Annotated in this window: 9 protein-coding genes and 1 pseudogene; 1 reads left to right on the top strand and 9 read right to left on the bottom strand. The window is 39.0% G+C overall.

Translation table 11 applies throughout. From position 1 onward, the window contains the following. From ACRCJ0_RS06020 to ACRCJ0_RS05985, 8 genes are all read right to left on the bottom strand, one after another. Window positions 1–1,380: DUF2207 domain-containing protein (locus tag ACRCJ0_RS06020; RefSeq protein ID WP_431389851.1), on the bottom strand; the 1,380-nt coding region annotated here is incomplete at its 3' end. Between the two features lie 18 nt (window positions 1,381–1,398). Continuing rightward, window positions 1,399–2,220 (bottom strand): two-component system regulatory protein YycI, encoded by an 822-nt coding sequence (locus ACRCJ0_RS06015; protein WP_431389849.1) that lies wholly within the window; start codon window positions 2,218–2,220, stop codon window positions 1,399–1,401. A gap of 2 nt (window positions 2,221–2,222) precedes the next feature. Next, entirely contained in the window at window positions 2,223–3,785 is a 1,563-nt protein-coding gene (locus ACRCJ0_RS06010; RefSeq protein ID WP_431389847.1) for a hypothetical protein, read from the bottom strand. Continuing rightward, window positions 3,775–5,667: a cell wall metabolism sensor histidine kinase WalK gene (gene walK, locus ACRCJ0_RS06005; protein WP_271735714.1), complete on the bottom strand. Its 1,893-nt coding sequence runs from the start codon at window positions 5,665–5,667 to the stop codon at window positions 3,775–3,777. The genes ACRCJ0_RS06010 and walK overlap by 11 nt, the downstream gene beginning before the upstream one ends. Before the next feature lie 9 nt (window positions 5,668–5,676). After that, window positions 5,677–6,393 carry a response regulator YycF gene (gene yycF / locus ACRCJ0_RS06000; protein ID WP_413540043.1) on the bottom strand — a complete coding sequence of 239 codons (717 nt, stop codon included), beginning with the start codon at window positions 6,391–6,393 and terminating at the stop codon, window positions 5,677–5,679. A 214-nt stretch (window positions 6,394–6,607) separates the two neighbouring features. Then, complete coding sequence (locus ACRCJ0_RS05995; protein WP_431389844.1) at window positions 6,608–8,122, bottom strand: LysM peptidoglycan-binding domain-containing protein; 1,515 nt, start codon at window positions 8,120–8,122, stop codon at window positions 6,608–6,610. A gap of 378 nt (window positions 8,123–8,500) precedes the next feature. Continuing rightward, complete coding sequence (locus tag ACRCJ0_RS05990) at window positions 8,501–9,241, bottom strand: CPBP family intramembrane glutamic endopeptidase (RefSeq protein WP_431389842.1); 741 nt, start codon at window positions 9,239–9,241, stop codon at window positions 8,501–8,503. A 530-nt stretch (window positions 9,242–9,771) separates the two neighbouring features. After that, on the bottom strand, window positions 9,772–10,200 hold the full coding sequence (locus ACRCJ0_RS05985; protein ID WP_431389840.1) for a pyridoxamine 5'-phosphate oxidase family protein: 429 nt from the start codon (window positions 10,198–10,200) through the stop codon (window positions 9,772–9,774). Between the two features lie 581 nt (window positions 10,201–10,781). Here ACRCJ0_RS05985 and ACRCJ0_RS05980 point away from each other — a divergent pair. After that, the gene (locus tag ACRCJ0_RS05980) at window positions 10,782–11,525 is read left to right on the top strand and encodes an alpha/beta fold hydrolase (RefSeq protein WP_431389838.1); all 744 of its coding nucleotides are present in this window, start codon (window positions 10,782–10,784) and stop codon (window positions 11,523–11,525) included. Window positions 11,526–11,611: 86 nt separating this feature from the next. On the opposite strand, the pseudogene ACRCJ0_RS05975 reads toward ACRCJ0_RS05980, so the two are convergent. Further along, window positions 11,612–11,843 (bottom strand): annotated as a pseudogene (locus ACRCJ0_RS05975) (H2O-forming NADH oxidase); the annotation flags it as partial.

The following is an 11,843-nucleotide window of genomic DNA, read 5'->3' as shown; positions in this document are numbered from 1 at the left end:
GTAAATCACGAAACCTGTTCCAAATAACCATGCTACCATATAAAGGGTTAGAATAGCCATGTAAACTTGATTCATTTTACTATAAACACCGTCTTTGGTTAAGGGTTGTTTAGCTACTTGGTTAATCTTACGGACTAATTTCCGGCCAAATCGTGACATCATCGTTACCTTGCCCGTATTGTTAAAAATTAAGTCATTTAAAGACACCACATCACGACTGGTTTGGGTATTTTCTTGAAGCCTCGTTAATAATAATTGACCTGCTGGATTATTGACTTCCTGTTTCAATGTTGATACTTGAATATCAGTTAATTGGCCACGTTTATTAACTTCAAAATGGGCCGCAAAAACCTTTGCTTCAATCATCTCTAAAACTAACAAGACAATCTTTTGATGGTCCGAATACCCTTTACCCATTAACCGAGCCACAGTTTGTGGACCGTAACCATTGGGTTGACTCGCCACAAAGCCTTTGTTTTTCGGCACTGCAACCACAATTTGGCGCTTCTTCATATATAGATAAATGGTATAAGCAAAAATTAAGACAAATAAAGTCCCCGCCACAACCCAGATTTGCATGGTTTGGCGTCTTTGTAAACTAGTCGCTGCTTCTTGGCTAGCCTGCATACTTTCAATTGTCGCCTGTCCTTCTGAGTCTGCCCCCACCTTTTGGTTATCAGGTAGAATGGACACTGGCATGTACATTTGAAGGGCCACGCTTTCATCAGCTTTTAAGTTATCTACTGTGATTGTAAATGATTTTCTATCGTCAGCCCATTGCAAGTCCGTTTTGCCAGGACCTGAAATGATTAAATCAGATTGGTCTTTCGGCACAGCTTGCGGGAATGTGACAGTTAAAGTGGCTTGATCGACGTCATAGGGTAATGCTAGAAAGCTACTCTTTAAAATCGTCCACTCAGAATAATTGGTCCAAGCATCTGAAATCGTCGCTGAAACCTGGGTAATATGTGGTGCATTCGTCACCGTATTGTAGATGGTGATGTCCGCCCCTTGATCATCGGCAGTAGAAACCATAAAAGTCCCCACTTCATTTGAATCACTCTCCACAAAAGTGAAATAAGAATCCGCCGACACACTCTTCATTTCCACGCCAAGATTGGCCAACTTACTCATATCAGTCAGGGCAATCCAGTGGTTAAATTCCTCAACCGTCCCCTTCACATCAAAACCAATCATTTCATCTTGTTGCATGGTCCCATCAGCTTTTACATTCACAGTCGCCGTATAGTCACTCACCGACACATCCGCTAGTACGCCTGTCTTATCCCCCGCAAAAAGGAACATTGCCACTAAGCTGGCTAGGATAATCGTAAACTGGTGCCAGCGGTTACTGACTTTTTCTTGATAATTTTGAAACATGAATCGTCCTCTTTCCAATTATTGGGTCATAATTGCCCCATTGATACCATCTACAAATACACGCTGCGTCGTCCCTTCATTCGTGTGAATCAATAAGGTCCACACTGGATGGTAGAGGGTCATTTCATCAAGCACTAGGGTTACGCGGTATGATAAGAATGAACGCACAATCGTTGATTCATCTGGAATGCTGTTGTTTAAATAGGCATTTTCAAGGGCCTGTTGTTCACTAATGACCGTCCGTTCCTCGCCTTGAGTCGCAGTACCACCAGCAATCGTCTGGTCATAGGCGTAGACTGCAAAATCATCATTCACCTGAAACACAATTTCTCCAGTTCCATCCGCAATCACTGCACCCGATGCCGTCTCTTGCATGTAAGTCACCCTACCTGCATTCTTATCATAGCTAATAAACCGGTATTGGTTTCCTTGATAAATTTCACTATTAATAAATTGATTCAAGCTGGCTAAGGCAGAATCAGAAAGTTCCCCTGCTGGTGTTTCACCAGTCACCCCTTCCAGTTGAATGGGGGTATTAATCTGTCCTAAGATTTGATTACCATTTACTTCAACACTTTGCGTATCTTCTGTGACGGCTAACACATCTTCTTCACTTAAGGTTGTATTCAAGGTCCTAATAAAGGGAATCCGCAAGACCTCATCTGAAATCTCATCATAATGAATATTATTGGCTTTAAATTCCGTCACAATATCCAATGTCTGATTTTCAATCGCTTGATTCGATGTCCCCACATACTTATTCATAAAAATATTAATCAGAAATACATCTAAAATCAGGAAGGCTAGAATAAAAATGATTTCTACTTTTTTAAAATTCATCGCTAGCTCTCCTCCTCATCACTATCTGATACTGGCGGATTCAAAAATTGAGAATAATCAGTTTCGTCTACATCAGAAGAAAAAGATTCCGAAATACTTTCGTCTAACTGGGTCTTCACTTCTTCCTCACTCACCTGTTGGCCTAGATTGTCAAAATAAAGAGATAAATCAACGACCTCACCAGATTCAGTATAAGTAGTTTGCAGTGATGGATACTGACTCATATCAATTAAATCTTCAAGCATAAACCACTTATTACCAATTTGAACATGCCAAGACGGGATTAATTCTACTAGGCGGCTCGTTTCAGGATTCTGTACCCACCGATAGCCTAAGACCAATTCCGAAATGTCCCCATTAGAATAACCTGCATTATTCAGTAAATTCAAAGCGTCCGCACCTGCCATAACCGTATAAGATTCTGATAAATCAGTCACCTGGGTTTGAATAGTCAAAGCAGACATATAAATATTTTGAATGGTATTACTAGACATGACAAACTGGGCTTTTGAGACGTAATTATTCCCAAAAACCGGCAGTGATTGTACATACTTACGGTAAGTAATCATTTCACTTTCGTCGTCACCATTAGACTCTACATACAGCCATGATGTTTGGTCAGCTAAAATATCCGCCATGGCAGCAGATGTGACCTCAATTTGTTGATTTAAATTCGTTTCTTCCGCTTTCGTACTATCTTGTAACAAGACTACTTCAAAAGTTTCCATATTGATCGTTAACTGACGACCTTCTGTATAATAGCGTGAAATTTTATTCATTGAATAATCATGGATATCTTCTGGTGTTTCAAAGAAATGATTCAAGAAGTAAGTTGTTGGTTGACGCTCTTGTAAATAAGTTAACTGGTCAATTTCTTGTGCCTCTTTTGATACATAAGACACCCCATTGGCTAGGGTAACTGGCACAACTGGTGCCATTAAGCCTTCATATGAAGATAAATAATCATGGACCCGGGCCATTACATCATCTACACTATCTGAAATAGTCAACGAATAGGCCGTATCAGTCACATCATTCAATAGATAGACTTCATTGGTTTCCATAACATAAATATAAGAAGTGATTGAAATTTCCTGTAATTCTTCAGGAAGTCTAGACACATCCGCAATCAACAAGTTAATCGGTGTTTCATTGTTCAATTTATCTTCAACATAAGGTTGGGTTTGGACGTAGTTGCGGATATTGTAGGCAGAATCTTCTTCGATTTCACTATCATAGTCGAATCCTGCAGCAACATGTTTTAGCTCTTTAATCGCTGGCCTATTATCAATCGCTACGTATTCATCCGTCTCACTATGTAAAATTAAGGTCTGAGACGCTGTAATTTCAACTTCTTCAGTGGAATTTTCGTTTGTTGTTTCATTAGATATCGCCATATTATTCAATTCAGTAGTTGTTTCTCCATTACTTTCTTGATTAGCCTGACTAAACAAGGCATTTAAGGCACTAGGCCCATAGAGGTTACTGACTGAAGCAGCAACCGATACAAGCGCTAGTATGGCAAGTATCGCATGAAGGATCCAATTCCATTTATTATTCTTCATCGGCCCATTCATCCTCCCCTGCCCAATCATCACTATCAAACTCCTCAAATGGAAGTGAGATAAAGAATGTGGTTCCTTTGTTTTCAATCGAATTTACCCAAATTGTCCCGTTATGCAATTCAATTTCTTCCTTTGCGATGGATAACCCTAACCCGCTACCACCTTGAGCACGTGAACGCGCCTTATCTACTCGGTAGAAACGATCAAATAGGTGTGGAATCGATTCTTGAGGGATACCTAACCCTTGATCTTGAATACTTAAGACCAGTTGGTTATGTGTGGACATTAAACGTACATAGATTGTCCCACCATCTGGCGAGTATTTAATGGCGTTATTCATAATATTATCGATAACTTGAATTAACTTATCTTGGTCAATTTCTACCCAGACCTCTTCTTCCATTAATTCACGTTTAATAATATAATTTTTACCTTCATAATCTTCAGATTGAAGCATCATGTCAAAACGGTCTAAGATATGGTTCACTAAGTCTTTGAAAATAATCAACTCTCGGTTAATCACCTGTTGCTTAGCGTCCATTCTAGAAAGATGTAGTAAGTCTGAAATCATCCGAATCATACGGTCAGTTTCAGTTTGAATAACGTTCAAGAATTCAACCGCTACTTTTTCATCTTTAATGGCCCCGTCAACCAATGCTTCACTGTATGAACGCACACTCGTTAGTGGTGTACGCAACTCGTGTGAAATATTTGAAACGAATTGCTTACGGTCACGTTCAATTTTTTCATGTTCCGTAATATCCGTTAATACCCAAACCAAACCGGAAATAAAGCCCGATTCTCGTTGAATAACTGAATACTCAGCACGAATAATTGTTTCCCCTTCATCATTTGCATAATTTAAGAGGATGGATTCATGTTGGTCAAATAATTCTCTGAATGAGAAACGATCAGAAAGGTCTAGGGCTTCAATAATAGATTCCCCAATCACCTCTTCTTGTGTCTTATTCAAAATACTCAATGACCGGTCATTAATAATGGTAATTTTCCCGCGTCGATCGGTGGCAATAACCCCATCCGTCATATGACGTAGGACTGAATCCAACCGCTGCCGCTCTGCTTCAGTTAGGTCTTGTGCATCCCCAACACGAACAGATAGGTAGTTGATAGATTCTGCCAACTGCCCAATCTCATCTTCTGAATTGATATCCAAAGTAGTTGAATAATTTCCTTCAGCAATTTGCTTGGTTTGATCGCGCATTTTTTGTAGCGGATTGATGATCTGACTAGAGATTAACATCGCTAATCCTGTCGTAAATACAAGTGAAATACCTGATGCAATCAAGAATAGAGACATAATATTTTGAATCTGACTATAGATAGTCTCTAGATTTGCAGACACATTTAAAATACCAATCATGGCTCCTGAAGATGCCGTAGAAAAAATTGGTGTCACAAATTTTTTGATGCGAATTTCTTGATTGGAATCATAGCCTGACGTTTCACTACGAATACCTGTATATAACGTTTCTTCTATATCTTCATCCACCGTTCTTTGCCCAATATAGGCTTGCGAAGTGGGGTTAGAAGTAGCTAATAAGAAACCATTGCTATCGAATAATTGAATTTCTAATACACTATCATTATTAAAGCGACGCAAGATTGAATTCACCTGCGTCTCTTTTTCATCCTCATTCAAATCTTCATCTTCCATCACCGACTGAATATTATCAATGATAAAAGTGGTCTGACTCGTTACTTGGTCATCAAACGACGTTAACATTTCCGTCTCTAGTGAACGAATAAAATACGCTCCGACAATTTGGAGCGAAATTAGTAGCGTTAATATAAAAATAACGGGTATTTTGAAATGAATAGATTTGAAAAAAGGAATCCCAGATTTCTTCCTTATTTTTGGCATGACTGACCTCTATTCTTGAGTTGGAATTTTAAGGAAATAACCAACGCCCCGTCTGGTAATTAAAATCTTAGGATGACTTGGATTTTCTTCGATTTTTTCGCGTAAACGTCTCACAGTTACATCCACTGTACGAACGTCACCAAAATAATCATAACCCCAAACCGTTTGAAGCAAGTGCTCCCTAGTCATTACTTGGTTAATGTGTTGTGAAAGATAATGTAGTAACTCAAATTCACGGTGTGTTAACTCAACATCTTCCCCATTTTTAGAAGCAATATACTCATCCTCATGGATCAATAAATCGCCAATTTCAATAATATTGTCTTTCTCCGTCACTTCGTCAGCTGCTACCGGTTCAGCAACTACCGCAGTACGGCGAATATTGGCTTTTACGCGCGCCATTAACTCACGGTTTGAGAATGGTTTGGTCACGTAATCGTCCGCCCCTAATTCAAGCCCCAATACCTTATCAATTTCACTATCTTTAGCAGTTAGCATAATGATTGGCACTTGGCTATCTTTACGGATTTGACGGCAGACTTCTAGCCCGTCGATTTTTGGTAACATCAAATCTAAGACCACTAGGTCGGGTTGGAATGATGCGAATTTTTCTAAAGCTTGTTGCCCATCATAGGCAGTATCTATTTCATAACCTTCATTTTTTAAGTTGAAAGATATAATATCTGAGATTGGTTTCTCATCGTCAACAATTAATATTTTTTTCATTAATGTGCTCTCCTTGATTGTGAACATATGATCTTGGAAAATTTGCTAGAACTTATCACCTTATTTTAACACCTTTAGGTGAAAATGCCAATAATGCCTACTAAAGGGCTTTCATAGCTATTGACATGTGCTTTTGATACCAAATTTTTCTAATAAAAAAAGGCCGAGGGGGGTAATCATCTCGACCTTTCATATTTTATATTTAAAAGATTGCTTAGTTATAAGCAGCCATACTTACAGCAAATGATGGTGCCCAGTATGGATTGATTGATTCTGAGTGAACTGTTTCCCCAGGACGTTGTGAATGGATGTATTGTCCATTACCTAATGAAATTGCTACGTGGTATGGAGAACCATATGAACCCCAGAAAATTAAGTCACCTGGTTGTGCAGATGAAACTGAGATTTTTGGACCAGCATATTGTTGTTCACCAGTGTAGCTACCAACGTTTACGCCGTAAGTTTGTTTGTAAACATAGTTTACGAAACCTGAACAGTCAAAACCTGAAGGTGTTTTACCACCCCATAAGTAAGGTACACCAACTTGTGCGTAGGCATTGTTTAATAATGCTGTTACGTTACCAGTTTGTGCTTGAGCTGCTGCCTCTGCTTCGGCTGCTGCTTGTGCTTCCGCCGCTGCTTGTGCGTCTGCTTCCGCTTGGGCTGCTGCTTCTGCTTGGGCTGCTGCTTCTGCTTGGGCTGCTGCTTCTGCTTGAGCTGCTGCCTCTGCTTCAGCTGCTGCTTGTGCATCCGCTGCTGCTTGTGCTTCTGCTTCCGCTTGAGCTACTGCTTCTGCGTCCGCTTGCTCTTGAGCCTCTATTTCAGCTGCCACTTGTGCGTCTGCTGCTGCTTGCGCTTCTTCTTCTGCTGCTAAAGCTTCTTCTGCTGCAACTTGTGCTTCGATTTCTGCGTCAGCAGTTTCAGTTTCTTCTACTGAATTTGCAACTGGTGCAACTTCAGCTTCTTCTGTAGCTACAACAGATGCTACTTCAACAACCGTTTCAGTTTCTTCTACTACTGGTGCTTCTTCAACAGCAGGTGCTGCAGCTAAGCCAGGAATAGCCAACGATTGACCAACTAAGATCAAGTCAGATGATAAGTTGTTTTGCGCACGTAATTCAGACGCTGAAACGCCAAATTGACCTGCAATTTTGTTGATAGAGTCGCCAGCAACTACAGTGTAGTTACCATTTACGTCTGCTACATAGTTGTTAACAGTTTCTTCTACTACTGGAGTAGCTTCTACTTCCGTTACAACTGTTTCTTCAGCTACAGGAGCTGTTTGTTCTACTGTTGTTTCTTGAGCTACTTCACCTTTAACTTTTAATTGTTGACCAACTAAAATCAAGTCACCTGAAATACCATTTAAATCACGTAAGTTTTGTGCTGCTGTGTCAAAATCTGCAGCGATTTTGTTTAAAGTATCACCTGCAACAACTGTGTATACATTAGAAGCATCTGCAACACGTTTAGTGCTTGCTACTACTGGTGCATCAACAGTTGGAATATTTAAAGAGTGACCTGCGATAATTAAATCTTGGTTATCGATTGTGTTCACTTCTATTAAGTCTGCAATTGATAAGTCAAATTTGCGTGAAATAGCAGATAAAGTATCACCTGATTCGATTGTATATACTTCGTCTGCTGAAACATTAGTGGTTGCAAAGGCTGCTAAAGCCGCTGACGTCGCTAACGATGTCCCTACCATTCTTTTTACTGAAAACTTCATTAAATTTCTACCCCCTGAAATTACTGATTACAATAGCTATTATATACAAGCGAACCGCAATTTTCCGTAACAATCAGGTTACAAATCATTTACTCTTTCTTACACAAATCCTTAACTTTACGCTATACTTCGCTAATAAAATTTACCTTACTTGAACTAAAATCACAAAAAAATAATAAAAAAATTTAAAAAAGGTTAATAAATCAATCTTTTAAGAAAATCTTAAATTCAAATTAAAGATTTCTATTTTAAATATAAACGCCATATCTCTGTAACAATAACGTAACATTGGATGCAATAAATGTAAAAAAACCTCTTTAAAGTAGTATCGATATCCCATCCACACCCTTCAAAGAGGCATTATTTAAACAAATTTCCCTAAAATAAGCCAAATATAATCATGATTGCCCCCGGTACATTATTCAAGAAATGAATAAAGATGGCATCATTGATATTTTTCTTCCGCCAATAAGCCATAAAACAAGCCGCCCCGATTCCTGCATATATAATGAAAGAAATGAAGTTGCCTGAAAGATGCATACTTGAAAAGAAGATTGAAGAGATGATAATAGCTGCAGAGAAGAAGCTATCCTTGAACATCCCTTTACTGATCATACCGCGGAAAATGATTTCCTCCATCACTGGGGCCATAGTAATCACGGTTAAGCCTAGGTTTAAGGCCACTAGGATATTGCTATTACTACCTAGCAAACCAAAAATCATATCATCATTTACTGTCGTCTCTACTCCGTACATGTTACTCATAATGACTGACATAATCATTTTAAAGGCTAAAACACCTGCAAAAATGGCTAAGTCCTTTAGAATATCATCCCAAGTTAAACCCACAACATTTTCTGGATTTTGCTTTTGGTATCGGCGATAAAACCAATAGCTCACAGCAAACATATAAACAATACTTAAAATGCCCAATATCGTTAACCAGGTATTATCCAAATAGCTACCAAACATGACGTATAATTGAGGTATCGAAACCATTAATGTATAAGCAATCGTCCACAAAACAACCTTAGCCGCGCCAACTATCCAACTCGTCCACTTCTGTCTAGTTGGATCTTGATAATAAGCATCCGTATTTCGATTCTTCCTTTTCCCCATATGATACTCCTAACTTTTTTGTTGATTACAACTTTCCCATATATATGACTTACTTATTTTTTATATCAAAATAAACTATCCTAACCTTACCATATCTGAAAAGTGAATTCACTAGACTAGTGAGAATACTTTCAAAAACTAATAACCATTAACAAGTGTAACGATATTTAAAACGATTGCACTGTAGTTAGAAGCATATGTAATCGTAGTAGTGACAATGATATGAAAATACATGTTAGAAAAACTATAGCCTTGAAAACCTAGCATTTCTTAAATAAGTATTTATTCAATCCTTGAGTAAATAAAATGGGAAGAGTTTTTGTCTCTCCCCATTTTCAATTCCAATTGTATTATTTGCTGTACGCTAGATTTCCGAGTTAAACCTTAGGCAGAAGTTTTCCTAGCATGCCTTCGCGGTGAAGCAAGGATGTCCTACCACATATCAGAATGTTCGGAAGCACCCCGTTACATTCTGAATCGTCAGGCAATGATAGAAAAAAACTGAAAGCAAAAGATTACTAGAAATTTTATTATTCTGCTGAAAATTCGAATGTGTCGTTTTTATGCTCTTTTAAGTTCATATAGAAGCCACTACCTTCATATACTTGAAGAGCGACAACTGATTTCCGGTCTTCTTCATCAGGATAGACATCCTTTACATATGGATTGTATTTTAGAATATCCTCTAAGTAAGATTGATCCACTTCACGCACTTTACCTTCAATGGTAATGGCTTGAATCCCGTTTTCGTCATTTGACATAGCTGAAATCGATACATGCTCATTTGCTTGTAATTGAGTATAGAATTCATTACCAGGTTTAGTCATAAAAAAAATCCCATTTTCATTCGCCACACCAACATTCGCAAACCGTGTACGAGGTTTCCCTTCACTATCTACCGTCGCAAAAACCGCTGCACCCATATTTTCTAAGATTGTCATGTAATCTTGTAATGCCATTTTTCAACATCTCCTTCATAGTTCTACTTTCTTCTATTGTATCGCAAAATCCCATATTTATTTAGTAAAACCTAAGTCAAAAATCTATTAAAAACTGGAAAATGACAGGGTTACCGTTTGCCAGTTTATGGTGTCTAAACTCTATCGAATGGTGTATTATCACTTGCGCTCCCTACGTAGAACTTGTACTCACCAGACTCGATGATAAAGTCATGAGCGCTATTGACCCTTAGGCCTAGTGGGTGGTTGGTGGGCAGTCTTCATGTCTGCCCCTTCTGTTGCGACTAACCGTGCTATGATAGCAACTGCATAAGTCATCCACTACAACAAATGTGTTCACGGTTGAAGTTGAAACTAAGTATGCTAAAACATCTTCCACTCCTTATTCAGGATCCACTGTATATAATAGGTCTACTTTTTACATTTTGGAAAAAGCAATATTTACAAAGTTCTTCACAAAACCCTCCCCTTAAAATTACCCGCTACCAGCTAGTTCCTAATGTTTGCATTTCCTCCTAGCTGTCGCTATATTTGCAAGTGAATAAAAGCTGAAGCCAGTGATTGAATGCGAGGAAATACCATTGAAAACAACCATTAGAAGACGACAAATTAGGGAAATCCCCTTACTAGAAGTCGTTCCATTAGACCAGCGAAACGCCCCCTTACCCTTGATTGTCTATTATCATGGCTGGCAATCCAATAAGGAACTAAATTTAACCCAGGGGCGAAAGTTAGCAAAAGTAGGTTTTCGGGTCCTGTTACCAGACGCCATGAACCATGGTCGCCGCAAGCAAGCCATATCTGCCATCCCATCATTGACTTTTTGGCAAAGTATTCAAAGTAATTTATTTGAATTTGGGGCTATTATCCAACATTTCAAACGACTCAACTTGGTCTTAGATGACCGGATTGGGGTTGGCGGGACTTCTATGGGCGGGTTTACGTCGTCTGCTTTACTGACCCACCATCCAGAAATTAAAGTAGCATCTTGTATGATGGGGTCACCTACCCTTATCCAATACCGAGAGCGACTGATTGAACATGCCAGCAGTTCATTTAACCGGTTTGTCCCAGATGATTTAAGAGATTTGACGGCTTGGGTTGACCGGTATGATTTGTCCACCCAAGTTGACAGCTTAGCGGGCAGACCCTTCTTGATTTGGCACGGTGAACGTGATTGGCGGGTTCCTTATGACCAGACTGCGGGGTTCGTAAAAGACAACAACCACTTGGACAATATCATTTTTGTCCACGAGGATGAAGACCATTTGGTTAAGACAGAAACAATGGATATGATGACGACTTTCTTCTTAGACCATCTATAGGATTACCAACATCACGAAAAAAGGACAACCTTTCCTAGCTGGGGTTAGCTAAGAGGGTTGCCCTTTTTCAATGATTTAGATTTTTATTACTCAGCTTTTAATGCTGCTTTTGTGATGTAGTTGTATGGTTGGTTGAAGTGAGGTAAGAAGAACAAGTCTAATAATGCTAATTTGTCGACTGTTAATTGTTCTTGTACTGCTAATGAGAACATGTGGATTCCCATTGATATGTCAACGCGTGATACCATTTGCGCACCTACGATACGACGAGATTCTTCTTCGTATACGATACGTAATTTAACTTCGCCATTTTCTTCT

Source organism: Aerococcus sp. L_32 (genome assembly GCF_050689315.1).
This window is presented reverse-complemented; position numbering and strand designations above follow the sequence as displayed.

Bases quoted from the DNA above. Each gene is read 5' to 3' on its own strand.
- yycF (WP_413540043.1), bottom strand. From the start codon at position 6,393: ATGAAAAAAATATTAATTGTTGACGATGAGAAACCAATCTCAGATATT.
- ACRCJ0_RS05995 (WP_431389844.1), bottom strand. From the start codon at position 8,122: ATGAAGTTTTCAGTAAAAAGAATGGTAGGGACATCGTTAGCGACGTCA.
- ACRCJ0_RS05985 (WP_431389840.1), bottom strand. From the start codon at position 10,200: ATGGCATTACAAGATTACATGACAATCTTAGAAAATATGGGTGCAGCG.
- ACRCJ0_RS06015 (WP_431389849.1), bottom strand. From the start codon at position 2,220: ATGAATTTTAAAAAAGTAGAAATCATTTTTATTCTAGCCTTCCTGATT.
- ACRCJ0_RS05990 (WP_431389842.1), bottom strand. From the start codon at position 9,241: ATGGGGAAAAGGAAGAATCGAAATACGGATGCTTATTATCAAGATCCA.
- ACRCJ0_RS06010 (WP_431389847.1), bottom strand. From the start codon at position 3,785: ATGAAGAATAATAAATGGAATTGGATCCTTCATGCGATACTTGCCATA.
- walK (WP_271735714.1), bottom strand. From the start codon at position 5,667: ATGCCAAAAATAAGGAAGAAATCTGGGATTCCTTTTTTCAAATCTATT.